Annotated in this window: 14 protein-coding genes and 1 pseudogene; 6 read left to right on the top strand and 9 right to left on the bottom strand. The window is 65.7% G+C overall.

The genetic code is table 11. From position 1 onward, the window contains the following. Positions 1-364 (bottom strand): annotated as a pseudogene (locus KIH79_RS10810) (sugar ABC transporter permease); the annotation flags it as partial. Between the two features lie 136 nt (positions 365-500). Continuing rightward, on the bottom strand, positions 501-2,126 hold the full coding sequence (locus KIH79_RS10805; RefSeq protein WP_219059376.1) for a type 2 periplasmic-binding domain-containing protein: 1,626 nt from the start codon (positions 2,124-2,126) through the stop codon (positions 501-503). Positions 2,127-2,628: 502 nt separating this feature from the next. Between KIH79_RS10805 and KIH79_RS10800 the strand changes: the two genes are divergently transcribed. Together KIH79_RS10800 and KIH79_RS10795 are read left to right on the top strand one after the other, a co-directional pair. Then, positions 2,629-3,678: a LacI family DNA-binding transcriptional regulator gene (locus KIH79_RS10800; RefSeq protein WP_219059375.1), complete on the top strand. Its 1,050-nt coding sequence runs from the start codon at positions 2,629-2,631 to the stop codon at positions 3,676-3,678. A gap of 10 nt (positions 3,679-3,688) precedes the next feature. Continuing rightward, positions 3,689-4,546, top strand: coding sequence for a helix-turn-helix transcriptional regulator (locus tag KIH79_RS10795; protein WP_219059374.1), 858 nt, complete (start codon positions 3,689-3,691; stop codon positions 4,544-4,546). A 169-nt stretch (positions 4,547-4,715) separates the two neighbouring features. Here KIH79_RS10795 and KIH79_RS10790 read toward each other — a convergent pair whose 3' ends face one another. The 5 genes from KIH79_RS10790 to KIH79_RS10770 all read right to left on the bottom strand — a co-directional run bounded on the left by KIH79_RS10790 (position 4,716) and on the right by KIH79_RS10770 (position 15,612). Then, entirely contained in the window at positions 4,716-6,914 is a 2,199-nt protein-coding gene (locus KIH79_RS10790; RefSeq protein WP_219059373.1) for a right-handed parallel beta-helix repeat-containing protein, read from the bottom strand. Between the two features lie 415 nt (positions 6,915-7,329). After that, on the bottom strand, positions 7,330-8,133 hold the full coding sequence (locus KIH79_RS10785; RefSeq protein WP_219059372.1) for a hypothetical protein: 804 nt from the start codon (positions 8,131-8,133) through the stop codon (positions 7,330-7,332). 144 nt (positions 8,134-8,277) lie between these two features. Then, the gene (locus KIH79_RS10780) at positions 8,278-11,496 is read right to left on the bottom strand and encodes a family 78 glycoside hydrolase catalytic domain (RefSeq protein ID WP_219059371.1); all 3,219 of its coding nucleotides are present in this window, start codon (positions 11,494-11,496) and stop codon (positions 8,278-8,280) included. A 159-nt stretch (positions 11,497-11,655) separates the two neighbouring features. Further along, a complete protein-coding gene (locus KIH79_RS10775) occupies positions 11,656-14,472 on the bottom strand; it encodes a hypothetical protein (RefSeq protein WP_219059370.1) in 2,817 nt (938 codons plus the stop codon). 96 nt (positions 14,473-14,568) lie between these two features. Next, positions 14,569-15,612 (bottom strand): LacI family DNA-binding transcriptional regulator, encoded by a 1,044-nt coding sequence (locus KIH79_RS10770; protein WP_219059369.1) that lies wholly within the window; start codon positions 15,610-15,612, stop codon positions 14,569-14,571. 227 nt (positions 15,613-15,839) lie between these two features. Here KIH79_RS10770 and uxaC point away from each other — a divergent pair, with 227 nt between their 5' ends. The 4 genes from uxaC (at position 15,840) to KIH79_RS10750 (ending at position 22,026) form a co-directional block, all read left to right on the top strand. Continuing rightward, entirely contained in the window at positions 15,840-17,258 is a 1,419-nt protein-coding gene (uxaC, locus tag KIH79_RS10765; protein ID WP_219059368.1) for a glucuronate isomerase, read from the top strand. A 148-nt stretch (positions 17,259-17,406) separates the two neighbouring features. Next, positions 17,407-19,041 carry a mannitol dehydrogenase family protein gene (locus KIH79_RS10760; RefSeq protein ID WP_219059367.1) on the top strand — a complete coding sequence of 545 codons (1,635 nt, stop codon included), beginning with the start codon at positions 17,407-17,409 and terminating at the stop codon, positions 19,039-19,041. A gap of 152 nt (positions 19,042-19,193) precedes the next feature. Next, positions 19,194-20,324, top strand: a complete 1,131-nt coding sequence (gene uxuA, locus KIH79_RS10755) for a mannonate dehydratase (RefSeq protein WP_219059366.1) — start codon at positions 19,194-19,196, stop codon at positions 20,322-20,324. Positions 20,325-20,652: 328 nt separating this feature from the next. Then, positions 20,653-22,026, top strand: a complete 1,374-nt coding sequence (locus KIH79_RS10750) for an IS481 family transposase (RefSeq protein ID WP_236023808.1) — start codon at positions 20,653-20,655, stop codon at positions 22,024-22,026. A gap of 218 nt (positions 22,027-22,244) precedes the next feature. Here KIH79_RS10750 and KIH79_RS10745 read toward each other — a convergent pair whose 3' ends face one another. Together KIH79_RS10745 and KIH79_RS10740 are read right to left on the bottom strand one after the other, a co-directional pair. Continuing rightward, entirely contained in the window at positions 22,245-22,658 is a 414-nt protein-coding gene (locus KIH79_RS10745; RefSeq protein ID WP_219059365.1) for a hypothetical protein, read from the bottom strand. A 238-nt stretch (positions 22,659-22,896) separates the two neighbouring features. Beyond that, entirely contained in the window at positions 22,897-24,447 is a 1,551-nt protein-coding gene (locus tag KIH79_RS10740; RefSeq protein WP_219059364.1) for a glycoside hydrolase family 30 protein, read from the bottom strand. Between the last annotated feature and the right edge of the window lie 313 nt (positions 24,448-24,760).

Genomic DNA, 24,760 nt, shown 5'->3' with positions numbered 1-24,760 from the left:
CGATCGGGGCGATGAAACCGAGCACCAACGTACCCAGACTGATCTTGATCGTGTTGATCATGACCTTGCTGAACATCGGCGACGTGAAGAACTGGTTGAAATACTTCAACCCAACCCAACGACCACCCGTAAGTCCCTTAGACGGCACGAAATCACGAAACGCCAACTGGATACCATACATCGGGATATACGCGAACACGAACACGAACACCATCGCCGGCAACGCCATCACCCAATGCTGCCAATAATGCCCAAAATGCCAACCAAGCCTCTTCGGCAACGGCCACGCACGACGCACAGCCGTATTATCAACCACTCCCGAAGCATCAACCACGGCAGCGGCAGCCTTCTCCTTAACCGCCATCACGAACTCCTTAGAAACGAATCCACTATTTGTTGTTGCGGCCTCCCGGTAAGGAGACCAAAAGGTTTTCAAGCAAAGAAAAAGGCGTGAAGGCCACAGGGGCGTATCTATGGCCTTCACGCCTTCAGGTCAGTGGTTACTTGACGTACTTGTCGTACGCCTTCTGCCACAGGTCGATGTTCTGCTGGAGATTCATGGACTTGAGCTGCTCCTGCAGGCTGTTCCACGTGGCGTCGTCGGCGCCGTTCTGGGCCATCTTTGCGATCAGCGGCATCGCGGTGGTCGCGATGGTGGTGTTGTTGTTCGCGTAGGTGGTCTGGTCGGCGGCGGACAGGCGGACGTAGATCGGCATGTAGTCCTTCTCGCCATTCAGGTGCGAGTACTGCTCGGCGTACGGCTTATCGGCCTCGACGATGGAGGTCAGGTTCTTGTCACCTTCGAACTCGTCGGCGTCCGGGATCCAGCCGGCGAGACGATCCTCGAGGGCCGGGGTCTTCTGGGCGTCGCGCTCTTCGACAAACTTCTCGGTGACCTTGTAGGAGTGGTCGCCGGTCTTCTCAAGGTAGCCGTCGGTGGTGGAGCCGTAGAGCTGCTGGACGGAGTACTTCTCGGAGTAGAGCAGGTTGATGATCTTCAGGCAGGCATCCTTGTTGGCAGCCTTGGAGGACATGGCCATGTGGTAGTCCTCGTACTCGTTCGCACCGGAGACACCGGAGGCATCCCACACGGTATCGTCGGCGGACACACCGTCGGCGGACGGAACCGGGATGGTGACGTACTGGTTGTACAGGTCGGAGCCGACGGTGCCGAACGCGGTGGCGTCCCAGCCGAAGACCACGCCGACCTGAGCGGTGTTGCCGCCGACCTGGTTGCGGGAGTCATACTTGTCGGTGGTGACCCAGTCGTTCGGGACCAGGCCTTCCTTCTTCAGGGAGGCGAGGTAGTTGAGCACCTGACGGAACTCATCGGTGGTCATGAAGTTGCCGACCTTGCCGTCCTTGACGTAGATGCCCTGACCGGACGGACCGGAGTTGAAGTGCGTGGCCAGACCGGTCGAGTTCATGAACAGGAACGGGCTCCACCAGCCGGCGAGCTGGTCGGTCGGCAGGGCGCGCAGGTTCATCGGGATCTCGTCCTGCTTGCCGTTGCCGTTCGGATCCTGGGTCTTGAACGCCTCGAGGACCTTGGTGAGTTCCTTCCACGTGGTCGGCACCTTCAGGCCCAGCTTGTCGAGCCAGGTCTTGTTGATGAGCATGTGCTGGCCGGAGGCGGAGAACGCCTTGCCACGGCTGGACGGAAGCACCCACAGGTGACCCTCGACCTCGACGAACTTCTTGGCGACCGGCTGCTCCTTGAAGAACGCCTCGACGTTCGGCAGCTTGTCCATATCCTTGGAAAGATCCTCGAAGGCATCCGGGTTCTGGGAGGCGTCGTCCGGGTGGTAGGCGCGGATGTTCAGGTCGGACAGATCGCCGGCGGCGAGGGCAGCGTTCTTCTGCTGGCCCCACGCGGTGTCGAGCACGACCTTCCATTCGATCTTCGCGCCGGACTCCTTCTCCAGCTCCTTGGCCCAGGTCATCTGACCGATCGGGATCTGGGTGGTGTTCTGCTGCACCAGAATCGTGACGATCGGCTTGCCATCGGAAGTCTTCTTGTTTTCGGCGGTGCTCTGGCCGCAGGCCGCAAGGCCCGTCAGCAGCATCGCGGCGGCACCAGCGGCGGCAACGCCGGAGAGAGCCTTCTTAGCCACACCCTTGTTCATAGTTTGTTCCTTTCCTCAACATGCGCCATGCATGTTCGAACCGCGAACCAATGGCCTGAACAGCCAGGAAAGCCACTGTGCAGTCTGTCGATTCTGTTGTTCGGTTCACCTCGTTGTGGGGTTAACGCTAACCATAATGCACCAGCACCATAACCTTCGCAACATGCGTTTGTCCACTAAACATGTCCCAATGTTCACAAGTGGCGGAATTTCAATGAATCGTGCCAAAAAATCACTGTTGACACGCGACAACCGTTGTGCCGCAAGCGCTTTCAGCCCTTGCAAAACCCGGCGTTTCTCGCCTGTAGACACCATGTCAACGCAATCATTAACACTGTTAACGATGACACGATCAGCCAACGTTAGGGTTATGCTATAGTTATCGATAAGCCAAAGAAGGATAAGCGTCCGCAAGCCCGTCACCGACGGCGAGCCTGCAGGCCTTAGCACTGAAACCAGCCATAACCATGCGCAAGGGCGCACAAGGAGAGTCGAGTCAGCTATGAAACGCAGCGCCGCTACTTTGAAGGATGTCGCGTCGGCAGCCGGTGTTTCCGCCATGACCGTATCGAAGGCGCTCCGCAACGCGCCGGGCGTCAGCGACAAGACACGCGAGCGCGTCCTCGCCATCGCGCAGAACATCGGCTACGAAACCAACGTGTCGGCGAGCGTGCTGAAAACCGGACGCAGCGGCATCATCCAGATCATCGTCAACGAATACGACATCCCGTTCTACGCCAAGCTCATCGACGTCATGTCAAGTGCCGTCGTCGCGAACGGCTTCACGCCGTTCCTGCAGCAGACGAAATACTCGAAGTCCACGCTGCAGAGCACGCTGTCCAGCTCGCTGTTCTCCGGCGTGCTGTCGGACGGCGTGATCGCGCATGCGTCCGGCCTGTCGGGCGATCTGTTCGAGAAGATCATCCACGGCAAGCCGGCCGTGCTCATCGACTCGTGCGAGGAGCAGCCGGTCGTCTCGTCCGTCGTCTTCCCGAACGAGGAGGGCGCGCGCGCGGCCGTGCAGTATCTTGCGGAACGCGGCTGCCGCAACATCGGCCTGATCGGCCCGTCGTACTTGGAAAAGCAGGATTTTCTGCACTCCCCCAGCCCGATGAAGCTGCGCATGCGCGGGGCGCGCGCCGCGCTGCTTGATCTGGGACTGCCGTACGACGAGTCGACGGTGGTCGCGGTCGAGGGCATGAGCGAGGAACACGCGATCGATTCGGTGCACGAGCTGGTCAGAAACGGTCGCATTCCGTTCGACGGACTGTTCTGCCTGAACGATTCGACCGCGATCGGCGCGATCCGTGCGCTGGCCGACCATGGCATCCGCGTGCCGGAGGATGTGAAGGTCATCGGCTTCGACGGCGTGCGCGAGGGCCGGTTCCATGTGCCGTCGCTGACGACGATCAATGTGGACATGGATCAGCTCGCGCGGCTCGTCATGCTCAGCCTCAAGCAGCAGATCGATCACGAGGGAGACCCGCTGCCGGCCACGAAGACGACGATCGGATTCACGTTGATCGAACGCGAATCCACGCAGACGCGATGAAGCGGACGCGATGAAACAGTCGCTGGAGCATGAGACGACCGTGCCGGACATCCGGCTGCTGTCGGCCGGACGCGAGCATGACGTGCGCGCCATCTACGGTCCGAACGCGCACGGGTATCATTCGCTGCACCTGATCACCGAAGGACGCGCCCACTATTACATCGACGGCGTGTACTGGCCCGTCGCGGCCGGACAGTGCATTTTCCTGCCGGAAGATACGCCGCTCATGCACCACACCGATTTCACGGACGTCGCGACCACGTACTGGGTGACGTTCCGCGGCGGCGGCGTGCCCGACATCATGGCGCGATGCGGGTTCAGTCCGACCTCGCCGGTCATCGACGTCGCCGAGCCGCAACGGCTGGCCGATCTCGTCGATGCCATGATTCACTGCTCGCAACGCACGTTCTCCAACGATCTGCGATTGAACGGACTGTTCTGCGAACTGCTGGCCACGCTGATCGAAACGTCGTCCGCAATCACGCCGCAACAGCGCGAACGGGCCAACATGCTGCCGAAAAGCAACGAGTACATCACGCGCGCCATGCAGTACATCTACGCGCATATGGACTCGCCGCTGCACGTGAGCGAGATCGCCGAAGCGCTGTTCATCAGCCGCACGTATCTGTACGAGCTGTTTCAGGAGTACCTGCAGACCACGCCGCAGCTGTTCGTCGCCAAGGCGAAGGCGTATCAGGCATGCGAGTGGCTGCGCAAAACCGGCATGAGCGTGCAGGACATCGCCGAATCGTGCGGCTACCGCAGCGCATTCGCGTTTTCCAAGGCGTTCAAGCGGATCATCGGCATGTCGCCGCGCGAATACCGCCAACGGTTCACCGATCCGGCCGGGCTAGTCGAGAACCAGTGAGGACTCCGGCTGCTCCGGCGCGGCAAAACAGCTGGACCTTCGACGATCTACCCCGTTGGGAATACCCTCAGCGCAGCAAAACGGCTAGACCATTGACGATTCACCCCATCAAGACCTCCCCCAGCGCAGCAAATCGGATACGATCCAACCGAATTGCTGCGCAGGAGAGTCAACGGACCAATAGGCCCGAGCTCACCGCCCAGACGGTCGCCGCAACGCCGGGCTCGAACGCGGCGAGCGGACCGCGAGCGCTGCGTTCGGCTCGCGGAGCGCCGTTGATGTCCGCGTCGAAGACGAACGGATTGCCGTCCGGGTTCTCGAAGCGGGCTTCGACGACGCGCGGCTCGCCCAGATCGGCGGTGCGCACAATCGCGCCGTCGCCGAACGACGCCGCCTCGTCGCCCGCAGCGCCCGTATCGGCAGCAGCGGAACCGGCCGGCGTCACAGCGAGCGTGACGTGACGGTCGCCGGCGTCCTGCGTCAACGCGACCGTCCACTCGCCGCCGCGCACGATCGCGCCCGGCTCGCCGAGCAGCTCGCGCGCGCCGCCCAGATACGTGTTGTCGCGGGCCAGCACCGGCTGCGGTACGTTGCGGAACACCTCCTCGTCGGACACGCCGACCACGCGGAAGGCCAACTCGCGGTAGTCGTCGAGCGTGACCGGGCGCTCGCCGCGCTCCCCCGCGCCGAGCATCTTGTCATGCCGGGCCTGCAGGTTGTACGCGCGCGTGCCGTGGCCCTCGGCCAGCCAGCCGGACTGCTCGTCCGCATCGGCGGGCGTGCCGGCGGCCTGCACGAACAGGTTGTTGACGAACCGGTCGTCGCCGCCGTAGACGAACATGCTGCCGGCGACCTCGGTGGTGTGCGGGAAGTGGTACGGCGTGGACCGGTCGAGCACGCGGCCGAGGCGGATCGTGCCGGCGATCAGGTTGTTCACATACGCGCCGCCGTCGGAGATGACGTCGCAGCTGATCGGCGAGGCGAGCACGTTGTTGCTGACCGTGTACGGGCCGTGGCTGACTTCGACCATGATGTCGCGCATGTTCTTCCAGAACACGTTGCGGTCGATGTGCGTGCCCTGCGTCTGCCAGTCGAGCCACATGCCAAGCGTGCAGTCGTGCACGTTGTTGTTGCGGATCACCGTGTCGACCGCGGCGTGCAGCTTGATGCCGCCGATCTCATGACCCCAGAACTCGTGCTTGGTCGCGACGCGATAGATCTCGTTGTGCTCGATGACGCTGAACGCGCAGCCCATGTGCCCGACCACGCCGTTCTGCCCGCAGTCGTGGATGACGTTGTTGCGCACGACGTGGCCGCCGACCACGCCCTTGCTCCAGCCGAAACGCAGCGCCTTGAACACGGCTTCCATCTGGTACTGGTAGCCGGACTTGCGGCGCGTGCGCGTGCAGTCGCTGTCGCCGGTCGACCCCTCCTTGCCGAGGGAGACGGCCGAGCACTTCGCGTCGTGGATGACGTTGCCTTCGATGATCCAGCCGCGCGACCAGTGCGCGCCGATCAGGCCGACCTGGTCGCCGGTCGGCGGGGCCCACGGGCTGGCCGCCTGCGCAAGTTCGAAGCCGCGCACGGTGATGTAGTTGACCTGCGGCTTGGATGGGTAGAAGCAGGTTTCGCGCACGTTGATCTCGACGAGCTGCTCGTTCGGGTCGGCGTCGTGGAAGTTCGCCCAGATGGTCGTGGTGCCGGTGCGTGCGTCGCCTTCGACTTCGGCGTACCAGACGTTCAGCGTGGCTTCGGGATCGTCAAGGATCGGGCCGTTGCGCCATGCGCCGTAGTCGAAGCCGACCGTGCGGGGCGCCGGATGCGCGACTTCGGCGAGGCTGAACGCCTCGTAGAACGACGTGCCGTTGAGGTACACGTCGCCCAGATGGCAGGCGGGATGCTCCGGGTACCCGGCTGCGGCGGCCTGCGGCGACAGCTTGTCGTCACCTTCGCGCAGCGCGCGGGCGTGCGAGCTCGCGTCGATCACCCAGTCGCCGTACACCGTGCACGCATACGGATTGAACGCGCCGAACATCGCGTTGGGCAGCACGACGCGCCACACCGCGCCGTCCGCTCCATCCGTCCCGTCCACGTCGACGCGCTCCCACGTCGTCACGCGTTCCGATCCCTTGATCACCGGGCGCGGCTCACCCTCGGCCGCGCGGTACGTGACGCGCTTGTCCGCGCTCTCGCCTCCATACAGCGGGTCCACCGACTCGCGGTACGTGCCGGCGTGCACGACGACCTCGTCGCCGGCGCGCGCGATCGCCGCCGCCTCGTTGATCGTCGCGAACGGACGGGCCTCGCTGCCGTCCGCCGCTGCGCCGTTTGCCTGCGCCGCCTGCTGCGATACATGGAATACGGTCATGCCGCACGCTCCTTCGCACTACATCACTATGTTGCTTATGCTACTTCAACGTTATAGTCATTGGCAATACTAGTCTTGCCATCGCAAAACTAGACATAGTTCAATCTACATACAAAATCGCCCGGACACGCCGCGCCATACGCGCGAACCATGCTCAGGTGATGAGAAATCCGCTCGCACCGCCAAACCGCTACTGCACTGGACGTAATGCAATGAGTTCCGACTACCCCTCAGTCACTGCGTGACAGCTCGTCCTGCAATTATGGACGGGCTGCGCCCGCGTTGCACTGGCTCGCCTGTCGGCTCGCACGTTGCCTGCAAACAGCTCTGCTGTTTGCTTCACGGCAACATCCTGACAAGGGGAGCCGAGGAAGTAAAAACGCCGCAGCTCAAGTCCGGCACGGTACCGGCCGAATTACTCGAACTTGAGGAACTTGATGAACGCGCGCACGTGATCGGTGCCCTTGGTGACGTTGCTCACGCCGATGATCATGTCGTCGGGCAGGCCATCGGTGCCGGTCCATGTCGCGGACTTCGCCAAGTCGAGGCCCTGCGCCTTGGACGCGTCGTCGGTGGCCTCGCCCTGCTTGTCGACGAGCGCGCCGTCGGCCGCCTGCTGCGTGAGATCGGCGGACCGCTCAACTTTGTTCAGCGGCGTCACGTAGCCGCGCTTGACCAGCATGGCAAACGTGTCCTTGTCGGCCACGACCATGTTGATCTGTCCGGCCGTGACCATCGCCATGATCTTGGCCGAATCGTCGGTGTAGCCGTTGCCGTCGGTCAGCAGGTACGAGCAGTTGATGCTGACGAGACGCTCGTCGTCGATGCTCTGCGCCTTCACGTATGCGGTCTTCAGCTGATCGCACTGGTCGGCGGAGTCGGCCATGTTGAAGCCGGCGATCGAGATCTCGGGATCCGGCCCCTTGAACGCCACCGTGCATACGATCGCGATCACCAGCACGGCCGCGCCGACCGCGATCGACGTGTTGAGCAGGAAGTTCTGCACGAAGAACGGCCACTTCTGGTCAGAGGGCAGTTCGCGGAACGTCTTCCACTTGGACTGCTTGGCGTACACGTTCGAACTGGCGAGCGTGGCGATGGCGTCCTTCTGCTCGTCGGTGAACGCGTATTCCTTGGCGCCGAAGCGATTGCCTCCGCCCGCGCTGCCGTCGTTGTCAGGATTGCCAACGTTGCCGTTGCCGCCGTCTTCCACTGCCATGATGACCAAACCTCCCCGTCCGCGCGCAGCCGGCCGCGCCCGCTCTCGCAGGGCGTGGCCGTGCCGCAATGTTCCCGAGTATACCCAGCCAGCTGGGTATTGCCTTGAAACGAGTATCTGCCTCGCGCGGAGCGATTCCTCGCCTCAGCCGACGGCGATGATCTGGTGCAGGCCCGGCTTGAGTCCGCGCAGGCGCACGGAGCCGGCCGGCACGAGCACGCCGGCCGCGTCGGCCGGTTCGGTGACCAGCTCGCAGTTGGCGAGCGACCCGTCGAGCATGATGACCGGCGAGGCGCCCGCCTTGACGGCCGGCAGCACGACGTCGGCCTGCGTGCGCGCGGGCACGGTCAGGTCGATGGTGATGCCGTCGCGTTCGCCGTCGGTCGGACTGTAGTCGAGCGCGATGTCGCCGGCCGGGGTCGGCAGCGTCAGCGTGGCCGCGCGCATGTCGCCGAGCTGCGGGACGACCGCGAAGCGGCGGTAGCCCGGCTCGATCGGACGCACGCCCATGAGCCCTTCGGCGATCAGGAACACCGGGGACGCGGCCCACGGGTGCGAATATGTGGTGTTCGGCTTGTTGGCGAGCGCCCATGCCTCCATCGTGCCGCCCGCGCCCTGCGCGATCATGTACAGCCACGAGTGCGTGGTGCGACGGTCGGCATACAGCTTCGCGGCGTCGGCGCCGAGCCCGGCGCGGTACAGGCCCGTCAGGTACGGCACGGCGGTGTACACGCTGCACGCCATGCCCTTGTCACGTAAGGTGTCGCCGACGCGGGGCACGCGGTCGGCGGGCACGTGCGCGAACGTCAGCGCGAACGCGGACGAGTGCATCGCCGCGTGGTCGATCGGCGTGAACGTGCGGTCGCCGACGGTGAACGGCTGCGGCGGGGCGGGCTGATCGGTTTGTTCGGGCTCGGCCCCGTTGCGATCGTCCGTTTCGGCAGGGTCGTCCGTCTCGTCGACGGGCGCGTCGCCCGCGATCGTCGCAGGCAGATTGTCCATCGTCGTGTCGTCCGGTTCGGCCGCCGCAGGAGTCCCCGCGGCGTCGGCAACCGCGGTCTCGCCCGCCGAATCGTCGGCGGTGTTGCCGTCGTTGGCATCATGCGCATCGTTTGCAGCGTCGGCGGCGGTCTCAGCGGCGGTTGTCTCGGCCGTGCTCGCGCGACGACGCGAGCCGACGGCGGCGAATTCGACCGTCGCGGTTTCGTCCTGCGTGGTCGTGACGGTCAGTCCGTCGATGTATGCGCCGCGGACCGCGTCGTACAGGTGCTCGTTGATCGCGTCGCGCAGGCGCGCGGCGACGGCGGCGTACCGCGCGGCGTCGTCCGTATGGCCGAGCAGGTCGGCGATGCCGGCCATGTCGGCGTACGCTTCGGCGGCGAGCGCGTTGATGACGGTGTTGACCTGACCGAAGACGAAACCGTCGCGTTCGGACGGCGGCCAGTCGACGAGGTCACCGTCGGTGCGGCTGGATTCGCCGGGCTGCTTGACGATGAATCCGGTTTCGTCGTCAAGGTACTGGTCGGGCAGCAACGCCTGCAGGCGTTCGTACTGTTCGGCGGCCTGTGCGGCGGAGCCGGTGCGCATCCATGCCTCGTGCACGGCGAGGATGAGGTAGAGCGGCCATTCGGTGGGCCAGGTGCGGTTGGCGATCAGATAGTCGACGGTGTAGCGGCCGAGCGACGGCGCACTGTCGAGCGCGAGGTGCGCACGCTGCTGGATCCACGCGTCGGCCTCGTACGGGGCGCGTTCGCGGGTCCACGAATCGGCGTAGATGTTGCCGTTGAACGCTGCGATCGTATGCGCGCTGAGCTGCCAGACGGCATCAAGCTGCGGGTCAGACGACGAGAACCTGCCAACGTATCCACCGTCGGTCACCGTGCGTCCGTCGATCGACGGATAGACGAGCACGGCGGCCGAGATCGCGAGCGGGCGCGTCAGGAGGTCGGCGATGACGGCGGCCTCCTCGTCGATGCCGGTGGGCGACGGCTCGTCCCACGAGGCGGGCGCGACCGGCGGCTGCGCGACGGCGATCTCGACGTAGCGGAAGACGCGCAGGCCCCAGGTTTCCAGCGGTCGGCCGCCCGGCACGAGATGCCAGCGCTCCTCGTACACGTTGCCGGTGGACATGCGGTAGCGCACGGAACCGTCCTCGTTGAGCGTTTCGCCGTAGCGCACGGTCACGTCGACCGGTTCGCCCGGCGTGAGGTCGAGACGGATGCCGCCCATGTAGCCGGCGCCGAAGTCGGCGACGACGCTGCGTTCGCCGGGATGGTCGGGGCTGGTGCGGTCGATGACGCGCAGCGATTGCGCGGGCAGGTATTCAAGCTGCAGTTTGTCGGTCGGTGCGGGTTCGACGCGGTCGAAGTCGGGTTTGACGGTCGCGTCGGCCCAGTCGCCGTCGTCGAAGTCGGGGTCCGCGAAACCGTACGGGAATGCGTCGCCGCGGATGTTTTCGGCCGGCGCCGCGAAGTACTGCGTGCCGATGGAATCGCCGTCGGGCCAGACGGCCGCGGGGTCGGGCAGGGTCTTCCATCCGGCGTCGGAGACGAAGCGTTCGGTGGAGCCGTCCGCGAAGCACACGTCGAGTTGGGCGGCGAAGCGGCGGTCCTCCATCGTGTAGGCGATCACGCCGATCGCGTTCGTGTCTCCCGCGCGCAGCAGGTCGGTCACGTCGTAGCCGTCGAGCCGGGCTTCGTCGCCGATCGGGAAGGTCGGGCCGCAGCCGACGAACGCGCCGTTGAGCCACATGCGGTAGACGAACTGACGTGCGGGGCGCGTGGACGAGGCGGTGGCGGTGAGCGTCGCCCAACGGATCGGCTTGTCGGGCAGGTTGAACGTGCCGCGCAGCACGGCCCAGCCGGCCGAGTTGCCAGGCTGGGCGGGCGCGTCCGCGGCGGCCGGATCGCCGTCGGCGTTCGCGGCGTCGACATCGTGCGCAGCGCTGCCATCGTGCGCGGTATCGGCGTCGGACTCCGGCCCCCACACGCTGGCGGCCTGCCACGCGTCGCCGGCCGGCGCGGTGCCGAACGTCGTCGGTTCGCACCAGTCGCTTTCCGTGCCGTCGGCGTATCGCCACTGCAGCGCGCCCCAGTATCGGCGCGCGGGTGCCATCTCGACGCCATCCAAAGCCGCGCCGCCCCACAGGTCGCCGTCGGTCCAGCCGCTGTCCCACACGGTTGCGTTGCCGGCGGCCGCATCCTCGCGCGTCGCGGCCACGGCGATGCGGTACGCGACCGGGTCTCCGGCGAGCGCGTTTCCGGACACGACTCCCGCATCCGCCGCATCATCGCGCCATCGCAGCACGGGCGCGCTCCCGGACTTCAGGTCGACCGGAGCATGGCGATCATCAACGAGCAGCATTACCGACTCCTTCTCTGCCACAGGCTGGTTCGCGTTCAGCATAACGATACCGTCGCGAATGTTGCCCGTCGTTTTCCACATGTTGCACCGCCGTGCGGCGTCCTGCGCGGGCGGCGGCCCGGACCGCGGACGATCGCGGGCCGCGCGGGAGCGAACGCGTCAGGCGAGCACGCCGATCGCGTCGAGCGCGAACGGGACGGACGTGGCCGTGCGGAATTCGGCCTCGTGGCGGCCCGGTTCGAGCCCTTCGAGGCGGAATTCGCAGCGCAGCGAACCGTTGGTGGGGCTGACCGGCGCAACCGGCAGGGCCAGATGGCCGTCGACGTACACGTCGAGCACGGCGCGGCCGTCGCTCGGGCCGAACAGGTGCAGGCCGGTGCCCTCGAACGCGATGCGGAAGCCCGATTCGGCGGTTTCGGTGCGCGAGATGGTGCGCATGTAGGTGAACATGCCCTGGCCGTTGTCGTGCGTCCAGTTGCCGGTGAAGGTGAGGATCGGCGCGCCGTCGTCCCACGAGGTCATGTGCATGTCGTCGATGAGCTGAGTGTAGTACGGCGAGGCGGGGGTCGCCGATGCGCCCGGCTCGGGCGATGCCGGTGCGGCGACGCGTTCGACGCGCAGGTTCGAGAAGCGCACGTGGTTGAAGCTCGTGCCGAGGTTGACGCGGCCGGCGGACTGCAGGTGCGCGTCGGACCATGTGGTGATCTTCGCACCGTTGATGAATACGGTTGCCGTGGTGCCGTTGACTTCGAGCGTGATCGTGTTCCATGCGCCGGCGCCGGGTGCGAACGGTCGCACGCCGGCTTCGGCGGCGCGCTTCTTGAGGTCCTCGAGGTGGCCGCGGCGGACTTCGTTGCCGAAGTTGCGCAGCAGCCACACGCCGTCGGCGCGGATCTTGAAGTCGACGCCGCAGATGTCGGTGGTGAACTTGTTGCCGCCCATCTCGCGCGCGCCGACGAGCGCGTACGGCGCACGGCCGTCGTACGGTTCGAAGAGCACGTCGACGCTCACGCGGTAGTTGGCCCAGCGCATGTCGCCGACGGCGGTGCGCGGGTCGCCTTCGATCCAGGCGTTGCCGGCGTGCGTCCAGTCGATCTGCTGGCGCAGCGCGTGGCCGCGTTCGGCGTCCGGCACGACTTCGAACGCGCCGTTCGTGTCGGTGGTGTAGCGCGGGGTCGCACCGGTTTCTCCGCCGCGCGACGTCAGGTAGTCTTCGGCGACGAGGTTGTCGAACTTGTAGATCTCGACCTGCGGTTCGTCGGCGTAGTTGAAATCGTCCGCATACAGGACACCGTTCGCAGGATCGGCGCCGTGGCCGGCGGCCGAGCCGAGCACCGGGCGGCTGTTCTCCGGCGTGTGCAGGATCGCGTACGCGTATTCGGGCTTGGGCGCGAGACCGCCGGTGGCGGGGTCGACCGTGGCCGAGTCGAGCGTGGTCGCCGTGATCATCGTCCACGGTTCGACGGCAATTTCGACGGTACCGTCGGTCGCGGGCTCGACGATCGCGACCGGCTTGCGCCAGTTCGCGTCGTACGGCTGGCCCGGGTCGGCCGCGCGCGTTTGCCAGACGGTGACCGGCTTGCCGGACGCCGGCAGGGCCGCGTCGACGGCGATGCGGTAGGTCTTGGCAAACGAACTGTCGTTGACGATGACGGTGCTGAAGTCGGTGCCGTCGGGCGCCGCGAAGGTCAGGTACGACGGCTCGCCGTGGCGGGCGCCGGAGACCGGGTTGTTGCCGCCGACCTCGCTGCCGCTGGCCTGCGGGATGGCTCGCCAGACGGGATGGGCGACCTCTCCTGCGACGGGCGTTTCACGTGAAACGTCTGCCGCAGCGGGCTCCCAGCCGAGGTTTGCGAAGCGGGTGAAGTGCTCGAGCGCGGCACAGCCGGCGTCGTAGTAGATCCAGCCGCTCCACGGGTCGCGCGCGGAGATGAGCTCCTTGGACGCATATTCCATGTGCTCGTAGCACGAGCCGATGGCCGGCTGGTAGATCGCGGCCGTGCGGCGCGATTCGACGAAGCCCTTGATGAGCGTGTTCGCCATTTCGAGCGGGCCGCCGATGCCACCGATGCCGGTGCCGGTGCGCTCCCCCAGTCCGTTGTCCATCGTGTTGTTGGGACGGTCGGCCGAGTTCGAGAACACCGCCTGCGCCTCGGAGTTCCACACTTCCTTGTCGTATTCGTCGGCGAGCCGCTTGAAGTTGCCGTGGCTGTCGTCCTCGACGGAATAGTGGTAGGCGGCCACGTCCATCGCGTCGAGGTAGCGCGGGTTGGCGATCACGTCGCCGCCGAACGTGCCGGTCGTCTCCTCGTCGGAGGTGATCACCTTGATCGCATGGAACAGGTCGCGCTCGAGGTCGGAGCGGAAGCCGGCGTTCGGATCGTCCGGGCCGTTGCCGAGGAAACCGTCCGTATCTGCATGCACGCGCTCCGCGAATTCGGCCACCCAGTCGAGGTCGGCGGTGCGCTCGTTGACGTCCGGGTTCACCGAGTCGACCATCACGCCGTACTCGCGGTAGGCGGCCAGAATCGTGTTCTTGTACCAGCGGTACACGTCGTCGTTGTCATGCACCCACGTCGGCGCATGCCAGCGCAGGATGCTCACGTGCACGCCGGGCTGGTACCGCCGCGCGTCGGCGGCGAGCTGGAAGCCGGGTTCGCGGCGCACGGCCGGATACTCGTCGCGGTCGCGCATGGTGGCCGCGTTCGGGCCGGTCGAATTATTGCGGTCGTTGCCCATCTCGATTTTGACCGTGTTCATGAGCGGGCGTTCGCCGGCGAACAGCGTGCGCACGAGCGTCCAGTACGCATCCGGGTGCTCGGCCTTGTAATCCATAAGCAGCGCGGACGTGGCGTTGCCGGACAGCACGCCGAAGCCCTTGTACGTCAGTCCGTTGCGGTTGCGCGCGGCGGCCGCCACGTCGGCGGCCTTGAGCGCGACGTCGACCGTCTGGTCGGCGGTGATTGCGTCAGTCATGAAAACGTTCCTTTCCTTGCATACGTGAGTGCATACGTGTGATTCGCGGGTCGGCATGCGGTGCGCGCGGTCTCGCGACCGTCGCCCGCGCCGCCGTCACGCCCCGACCGCCTCGGCCGGAGGCACGACGCTTTCGCGCGAGATGAATACGGAGTCGACGAAGATCGGCTTGTAGTCGCCGGCCGCGGGCACGCGGCGCAGTCCGTCGATGAGCTCGCCGACCGCCCGCGCGGCGACCTTGGTGCCGTTCAGGCGCACGGTGGACAGCTTGGGCGCGATGAGCGAGCTGGTGGGGATGTCGTCGATGCCGACGATGGAGATGCGGTCGGGCACGCGCACGCCGCGCGCGGTGAGCGCCGCGGTCAGGCCGATCGCGATGAGGTCGTTATAGGCGACGACGGCCGTGCACGAGGATGACAGCACGTCCTGCACGGCGCGGAAGCCGCCTGCATACGTGGGCGATTCGGACGGGATGCGGCGCACGGCGAAACCCTGCGCGCGGCTCATGGTCAGCAGCGTCTGCCAACGTACGCCGTTCTGCCACGACTGCTCCGGCCCGGACACGTACGCGATGCGGCGGTGGCCGAGGTCGAGCAGGCGGCCGACCGCGCTGCCCAGACCGCCACGCACGTCCGAGATGACGGAGCGCACGCCGCGGATCGGCCGGTTGATGGTGATGACCGGCACGGTTTCGGCGAGCTTGCGGATGGCCGCGTCGGACCGGCGCGACGAGCCGAGCACGATGCCGTCGACGTGGTCGCGCACGAATTCGACGGCGCGGCGCTCGACCACGTCGGATTCCTCCGAGTCGATGACGAGCAGGCTGTAGCCGCGCTTGAGCGCCTCGTGCTGCGCGCTTTTGACGTAGTTGGCGAAGATGGGGTTGCCGAGGTCGGAGACGACGAACGCGATCTGGCCGGTCATGCGCAGACCGTCGGAGACGACCGGCACGGCGGTGGAGCGATAGCCGAGACGGTCGGCGGCTTCGCGGATGCGCTGCGCGGTCTGCGCGTTGACGCGTCCGGGCCGCGCGAAGGCGCGTGACACCGTGGACGGTGATACGCCGGCCTCTTTGGCCACATCGGTGATGGTGACCCGAGGTGTCTGCTCGGCAAACTTCCCGGCAGGCTCTCCACTCACATTCACTCCATTCTGCACATCTTCGTTCATATTTGATCACTTTCGACCATTACACGGCATTGTATACCACCAGCCACGCCGCCACACGGCACGATTCAAAACCTTAGCCGCAATCCCCCTTCCCCGCCACCCCATCGACGCACCTGCCGCACGCACCCGCCCACCGCCACCACTGCAAAGCGTGGCAAAACCGGAAAAGGGCGGAATCAGGCCCGCATACTGGAGGCATGACTCAATCAAAGCCGCTCGATTCATACGACGACCGACTGCTGCCGGCCGATCCGACCACCCGCTCCATCGCGCACGACCTGTACGACCTCGTGCGCAACGCGCCGATCATCTCCCCCCACGGCCACGTGCCGGTCGAGTGGTTCGCCGAAAACCGCCATTTCGCCAATCCGACCGAACTGTTCATCACGCCCGACCATTACGTCACGCGTCTCCTGCACGCGCAGGGCGTTCCGCTGAGCGCGCTCGGCGTCAACCAGAAGCACTTCACCGACGAGCAGGCGCGCGAGGCGTTCCTGCTGCTCGGCCACTACTGGCCGGCGTACGCGGGCACGCCGATGCGCTACTGGTTCGAGGACTCGCTGCGCAACGTGTTCGGCATCACCGAGGCGTTCAACGAGGAGAGCGCCGGCCGCATCTACGACCAGCTCAACGAGATGCTGCAGACGGACGAATACGGCACGCGCAGCCTCGTCAAGCGCTTCAACATCGGCTTCATCTCCACCACCGACGATCCGGCCGACGATCTGGCCGTCAACGATCAGGTGCGCGCGGACAAGGACTTCCCGGCGCGCCTCGCCCCGGCCTTCCGCCCCGACCGCTACCTCGAGCCGGCCCGCGAGGACTGGCCCGACCTGGTGCGCAAGCTCGGCGACGCGGCCGGCGTGGACGCCACGAGCTACGCGGGCTACGTGGAGGCCATGCGCCGCCGCCGCGTGTTCTTCAAGGAGCACGGCGCGGTCCTCTCCGACCACTCCCACATGGACGTGCGTTCCGACCGCCTGTCCGACTACGAGGCGAACCGCCTGTTCAAGCAGGGCATGGACCGCACCATCAGCGCGGCCGACGCCACGCGCCTGCGCCGCCACCTGTTCTCCGATCAGGTGCGCCTCGCACAGGAGGACGGCCTCGTGCTCACCGTGCACCCGGCCGTGCACCGCAGCTACGATCCGCAGGGGCTCGCCGACTACGGCATGGACATCGGCGCCGACATTCCGGCCAAGTGCGACTTCGCGGTCGATCTCAAACCGATCCTGAACGCGTACGGCAACAATCCGGACTTCCACTTCGTCGCGTTCACCATGGACGACACGACGTTCACGCGCGAACTCGCGCCGCTCGCCGGCTACTATCCGGCCATGTACGTGGGCGCGCCGTGGTGGTTCCTCGACCAGCCGGTGCAGATCACGCGCTATCTCGGCGACGTCGTGCCGATCTGCGGATTCACGAAACTGTCCGGATTCATCGACGACACGCGCGCGCTGTGCTCGATCCCGGCGCGCCACGACATGAACCGCCGGCTCACGTCGTCGTACGTGGCCGGACTCGTCGCCACGCACCAGATCGACTTCGAGACCGGCGCGCAGATCGTCAAGGACTCCGTCGACGCGCAGCCGAAGCGCGTGTTCAAGCTGTAAGCGTTACTTCTCGGCCAGCGAAGCTGACTGGGGTAGTCCAAAAACCGCATGCTCAAGGCATCGGACTACCCCTCAGTCTCGCTGCGCGAGCCAGCTCCCCTGACAAGGGGAGCTCACCAATGGGACTACAAGAAGGGAACACATCATCATGACCGTTCATCTGACAGACGACTTCGCCGCGAACTACGCGGCGTGGCGCGACGCCGGCATCGCCGTGCCGGGCTTCGACCCGAAGGCCGTGCGCGACTACACCGAGCAGCACCCGTACTGGATCCACTTCGGCGCCGGCAACCTGTTCCGCGCCGTACACGCGCCGATCGCGCAGGACCTGATCGAAAACGGCGAAACCAAGGCCGGCATCCTCGTGGCCGAAACGTTCGACGCCGATATCATCGACCTCGCGTACAAGCCGTTCGACAACCGCTGCCTGCAGGTCGTGCTCAACGCAGACGGCTCCGTCGACTCGCGCCTCATCGCCTCCGTGGCCGACGCGTTCGGCATCCGCGCGCACGACGGCGAATGGGACCGCCTCGCCAAGGTCTTCCGCGACCCACAGCTGCAGTTCGTCACCGTGACCATCACCGAAAAGGGCTACGCGCTCACCCGCCCGGACGGCGAGCTGCTGCCGTGGATCAAGCCGGAGGCCGACGGCGGCCCGGACAAGGCCGTCTCCGCGATGGGTGCGATCACCGCGCTCCTATTCGAGCGCTTCAAGGCCGGCGCCGCGCCGATCGCCATGGTCAGCACCGACAACTTCTCGCAGAACGGCGACCGCTTCGCCGCCGCCATCCGCCAGATGGCCGGCTGGTGGCACGCCAACGGCTTCGTCGGCTCCGACTTCCTCGACTACGTGAAGAACCCGGCCAAGGTCAGCTTCCCGCTGTCCATGATCGACCGCATCACGCCGAACCCGGCCGAAGCCGTCTCCGAGCTGCTCGCCAAGCAGGGCTTCGGCGACACGGAGATCATCCACACGCCCAAGCGCACCAACGTCGCGCCGTTCGCCAACACCGAGAAGACGTGGTACCTCGTCATCGAGGACGCGTTCCCGAACGGCCGCCCGGACCTGACCAAGGCCGGTGTATACCTCGCCGACCGCGACACGGTCAACGAGGCCGACGAGATGAAGGTCACCACCTGCCTCAACCCGCTGCACACCGCGCTCGCCACGTTCGGTATGCTGCTCGGCTACCCGTCGATGAGCAAGACCATCGCCGACCCGACGCTGCGCAAGCTCGTCGAACGCCTCGGTTACACGGAGGGCCTGCCGGTCGTGACCGATCCGGGCATCTTCTCCCCCAAGGAATTCCTGCGTCAGGTCATCGAAGAGCGCGTGCCGAACCCGAACATTCCGGACACGCCCGCCCGCATCTCCACCGACACGTCGCAGAAGATCCCGATCCGCTACGGCGTGACGATCGGCAAGTACCTCAAGTCGGACACGCTCGACGCCGGCTCGCTCGTCGCGATCCCGCTGACGATCGCCGGCTGGCTGCGCCTGCTGCTCGGTGCGGACGGCAAGGGCACGCGCGACGACGGCAGCGAGGTCACGCTCAGCTCCGATCCGCGACTGGCCGACCTGCAGGCCGCGCTGGCCGGACTGACCGTCGGCGGCGACCTTGCGGACGCGGACGCCAAGCTGCGCCCGATCCTCGCCGACGCGGCGATCTTCGGCACCGACCTGAACGCGACGCCGCTGGCCGACAAGATCATCGGCTACTTCCGCGAATTCGCGGCCGGCACCGGCACCGTCGACGCGACGATCGCCAAGGCGCTCAAGTAACGCAATCGTGCGGCCGCGGGCGCAACAGGCACGCCCGCGGCCGCCCTCATCACATCGCAAGCATCGCAATCATCGCAACAGTCGCATCGATCGCGCAACGAACGGCGCGACGCGACGCGCGACATCACACACAACACAAGGAGACAGTCACCATGCACATGGGATTCCGCTGGTACGGCGAGGGCAACGACACCATCTCGCTCGACGACATCCGCCAGATCCCCGGCGTCGAAACGATCGTCTGGTCGCTGCACCACAAGCAGGCCGGCGAACTGTGGGAGCCGGAGGAGATCGAGGCCGAGATGAAGAAGATCACCGGCCTTTCCGAAGACGACCGCAAGCGCGGCGTCACCAAGACATTCAACGCGGACGTGGTCGAGTCCGTCAACGTGCACGAATCCATCAAGACCGGCAAGACGCTGCTCGGCATGAGCCGCGACGAGGCGCTCGAGAACTACATCAAGACCATCGAGAACCTCGGCAAGGCCGGCGTCAAGGTCGTCACCTACAACTTCATGCCGGTGTTCGACTGGCTGCGCACCGACATGTTCCACCCGTCGCCGGACGGCTCCACCGCGCTCTACTACGACGCGCACAAGGTCGCCCAGCTCGATGATCCGCAGAAGCTCATCGACGAGACGCTCGACGGCGCCAACGGCCTGACCATGCCGGGCTGGGAGCCGGAGCGACTCGCGCATCTCGGCGAGTTCATCGAGGCGTACAAGGGCATCGACCACGAGAAGTACTACGAGAACTACAAGGTGTTCCTCGACGCGGTGATCCCCACCTGCGAAAAGTACGACGTCAAGCTCGCCGTGCACCCGGACGACCCGTCGTTCGACCTGTTCGGCTGGCCGCGCGTGGTCTCCTCCAAGGAGGGCATCCAGCGCGTGCTCGATCTCAACAAGTCCCCGTACAACGGCCTGTGCCTGTGCCTCGGCTCGTTCTCCTCGCGCCGCGGCAACGACCCGGTCGACGCGGTCAAGACGTTCATGGACCGCATCCACTTCTCGCACGTGCGCAACATCAAGTTCCTCGACGAGGCGGGCTCCTTCTCCGAAGTCGGCCACCGCGCCTGCGAGGGCGACGTGGACACCGTCGGCATCATGAAGGCGTACGCCGAGGCCGACTATCAGGGCTACATCCGCCCGGACCACGGCCGTCATTTGTGGAGCGAGAACACCGAGGCCGGCCGTCCGCGCCCGGGCTACGGCCTGTACGACCGCGCGCTGGGTATCCAGTACCTGCTGGGCGTGTGGGACGCGTTCAAGTACAACAAGTGATCTTCTGAGATCTGAGCGGCATCTGAGTGACATCCAAATGACAGAAGGCCCCTCCGGTTCCTGCCGGAGGGGCCTTCCCATGCGCACTCATGCCGCCCGGCGTGGCGCAATCGCCGGATCTTCGTCAATTTGCCCCGCTGAGAGGCACTCCAGCGGGGCAAATTGACGAAGATCAGTCCGATCCGCCCCGCTCAGGCCCTTCAGCGAAGCTGTCTAGTTTCAGCGGATAGTTGACGTATGTCTCGGGGCATGGTTGACGTCATGTCTTGGGGCATGCCTGACGGGTGTCCTGGGGCATGGTTGACAGGTCGCAGGTTGTTGACCATGTATGGATACACAGTCACAGCAGCAGTCAACACGGTCCAGCAATGATAGTGACGGGACTCGTAGCGAGTTCCTGCGTAACAAGGCCATTGTCAACACGATCCTCTCGGGCGTGCCGGTTACGGAGGCGGCCCGCCGCTATGGAGTGACGCGCCAGTGGGCCCACGAGTTGAAACGTCGGTACGAGCGGGAGGGCGAGGCCGGGCTTCTGCCGCGTTCCAAGCGCGCGCATCGCATCGCGAACAGGACCGACGAGCGTCTGATCGAACGGATCGTCGAGATCCGGAGGGAACTGATTGCCAAGGGTTTGGACGCGGGCGCGGAGTCCATCGCCGCCCGCCTGGAGCGTGAAGGCGTCACGCCTCCCGCGAACTCCACGATCCACCGGATCCTGACGAACGCCGGTTTGGTCAAGCCCGAGCCGCGCAAGCGGCCGAAGTCGTCGTACGCGAGGTTCGAGGCCGCATTGCCGAACGAGACATGGCAGTCGGACTTCACCCACTGGCCGATCGGCGACGGCACGGACATGCTGATCGTCTCCTGGCTCGACGACCATTCGCGTTTCCTCCTGTACTCGCGCGCGTACGCGACGGTCACGACGGACACGGTCGAGGAATCGTTCCGCGAGGCGTGCTCCCGGTACGGGATACCCGCGTCCACGCTCACCGACAACGGGACCGTGTACACGACCCGGCTTTTGTCGGCCGAACCGGGATCGTTCGAACGCCTGCTCGCCCTGATGGGCGTGCGGCAGAAGAACGGCAAGCCCTATCATCCCCAGACGCAGGGCAAGATCGAACGATGGCACCGCACGTTGAAGCAATGGCTCATGGCCCGGCCCCTGGCCTCTGATCTCGACGCGCTCAACCGGCAGCTCGACGAGTTCCGCCGCGAATACAACGAGGAGCGCCCGCACCGAGCGTTGAACCGTCGCACGCCCAGGGAAGCGTACGAGGCGAAGGGCAAGGCCGGCCCCGACCCCGAGATCGCCGCCCGCGAACAGGCCAGACGCGCCGAGGAAGCACGAACCGCGGGCGAACGGGATGCCATCGAAAAGAAGAACGGGCGGCGCAGGCCAGTCCCCGTCGCCGAGCGAACGGAACCCACACGGGTCGATGTCACCGTCCCCGCCAAACTCCACAAGGTCAGCAAGGACGGCTGCATCATGCAGAAAGGCATCGCGGGCGGACGACGTACCGTCAACGTCGGCAAAGAGAACGCCGGCAAGACCGTGGAACTGGAAATCAGCCACGGCATCATCACCGTCATCGACCCGGCCACCGGCGAGATCCTCGCCGAACAAACCCTCGACACCACCCGCGACTACCAGTACCGCAAACCCATACCCGGTGTCAACCATGCCCCAACACACATGTAAACCATGCCCCAAGAGACCCCGTCAACCATGCCCCAAGACACCTGTCAATTATGCCCCGAGACAATACAGCCCTTCAGCGAAGCACAACTGCTAGACCATCAACGATTTGCCCCGCCAGGGAACTCCTTGGCGGGGCAAATCGGTTGGACCTGCGGCGATGATCGCCGCCGATCATCGTCGCGGGTCGGCACAGCGGGTCGGTACAGCGGGTCGGCCGATCAGAACGGCGCGTTGTCGTGGATGATGATGCCGCAGCGATGCTTCAAAAAGTTGCGGCCCGACTCGCGGTCGATGTCGCGGCCGGACTGGAACGCGCGCACCACGACCAGCATCTGCGCGGTGTGGTCGAGTTCGCGGAACGCCTTGTGCGCGTCCCATCCGTCGATCGTCACGGCCATCGTCGGCTCGTACGTGTAGCCGTAGCCGGCCGCGTTGATGTAGCCGGAAAAGCACTTGTTCCACGCATGGTGCGCGTCCAGCTCGGCGCAGTACGCGTCGGCCGCGGCCTGCGATTCGGCCGAGGCGTGGATGCCAGCGGCGACCTCCGCGATCTCGGCCTTGGTCTGCGCGTCCTCCTCGATATGCAGGTCCTCGTACGCGAGGCTCTCCTCTTTGGTAAGCGCGATGCCCATCAGTGGTATCCCCCTGACTCAATCGTCGTGAACGGCACCCACGGCCGATCGCCGACCCCGGACGGCCCGAACGGACCGCCGTCGGATGCCGAAAAATTCCGTCTCTACCATAATCCGCGGCCGCGTCCTCGAACGCATTCGGGGGCGCGACCGTCTCAACAGTCGGCCGAATCGTACGTCCAGCGACGCAAGTCGTGACGAACGTCACATAGACGTCACCGGACGCACCGGAACGACGTCAGAACAGCGTCTCGTCGTGGTCGTCGGCCGGGTGCGGCGTGTACGTGATCTCGAACTCGTCGTCGGCCGGGGCCTGCGATTCGTTGATCGGACCGTTCGACTTGTGCAGCGTGACGGTGCCGTACGCGGGAACCGTGACCTTCTGCCAGCGCGCGCCCTCGCCGTTGATCGCGACGGCGGCCTCGATGTCCTCGCCCGTCGGGTTGTACAGGATCGCCGCGAGGTCGCCGGTTGCGTCGTTGACGAACGCGACCGAGCCGAGCCCGCCGTGGCGGCCGTCCGGCGTGCGGTTGGTGGAGAACACGCGCTGCGAGCCGACCTTGACGTCCTGGCCGTAGTTGCGCAGCATAAAGTATTCGAGGTTGCGCTTGACCTTGCCGGTGGACGAGTCGATGGTGATGACGCCGCGACGGCCGGACGTGCCGGCCCAGCTCGGGAAGCCCTGCTCGTCGAGCGCCATGTTCCACAGGTTGATGAGTCCGATGCCGTTGCGCACGAGCCACGTGCCGATCTCGCCGAACATCACGTGGCTGGCCTCGTCGACGGTTTCGTCGAGCATGCAGCGGCGTTCGGTCATCGCAGCCTTCCACTGCGGGAACTGGCGGGCGCCATTGTGGATCCACTCGGGCAGGCCGGAGTAGGTGTGGAACGCGGCGCCGGCGAACGCATTGGCCTGCGCGGGGGTCATGTACTCGCTCACCGGGCGCTGGTAGAAGCGCAGGCTGTCGTCGCCGAAGTAGATCTCGACGTCCGGGAAGGTGCGGTCGAGCGCCGGGCGCAGGTATTCGCTGCCCCACTTGGCGAGCTCTTCGGGCGTCCACACGGTGATCGGCCACGGGCAGCCGTTGCTCGGCTCGTTTTGCATGGTGACGGACGTGATGCGGATGCCGTACTTGGCGTACGCGGCGATGAACTTGACGAAGTACTGCGCGTACACGTAGTCGATGGTGTCCTGATAGCGGTAGCCGTTGCCGACGAACTCGCCGAGACGCAGGCGGCCGGCGCCGTCGAGACGGTTGCTGGTCTTCATCCACGCCGGCGCGGACCACGGGGAGGCCATGACCTTGACGGCCGGGTTGATCGCGACGATCTCCTGCAGGACGGGGATGACGTTCTTCAGGTCCTTGGTCGCGTCGGGCGCGCCCGGCTCGCCTTCGCCGATGGAGAAGTAGTTGAGGCCCGCGTCGGCGACGACACCTTCCGGCAGGTCGTCGTAGGAGTAGTACTTCTGGCTGGAGAAGTCGCAGGCGCCGATGGAGATGCGCACGGACGAGAAGCCGCCCTGCTCGGGATCGAACATTTCGGTGAGGATCGCGTGGCGCTGTTCGGCGGTCATCGACTGCATGAACAGGGACGCGGACGAGTCGGTGATGGCCGCGCCGGCGCCTTCCCAGTACTGGTAGCGGCGGGTCGGGTCGATGATCACCGTTTCGGCCGCGCCGTGATCACTTTCGATCACCGGGGTGGCGATCGGCGTGCGGCGGTCGGTCAGGTCGCCGCTGGTGCGCGTCCAGTACTCATGGGCGTATTCATTCAGGAATCCAGTCATTCCAGTCACTTCCTCGTGTTGTTGCGTATGCTTTTCAACATCCGTCGCCGCATGGCTCAGCACACGGCGTAACGATCATAATTATACACATTCAATCAACAACTCGCCCACTCCTCCCCGCCTCCTATCACTTTCGATCACATCTTGATGGTCGTTGCACCATTCCTTGTGAACACCATGCGCACCTACTGCGCGGCGACGATGAGGCGAGCCACGTTTTCGGCGGCGTTGGCGAGGTTGGCGGGGCCGTCGGCAAGGGCGTGGGCGAGCGGCATGGCGGCCGGGGTGATGCCGAACACGGCGTCGATGCCGA

This window comes from Bifidobacterium miconis, assembly GCF_019331735.1.
In the GTDB taxonomy this organism is placed as follows: Bacteria; Actinomycetota; Actinomycetes; order Actinomycetales; family Bifidobacteriaceae; genus Bifidobacterium; species Bifidobacterium miconis.
The sequence above is the reverse complement of the archived record's forward strand: the minus strand, read 5'-3'. Positions and strand labels throughout refer to the sequence as shown.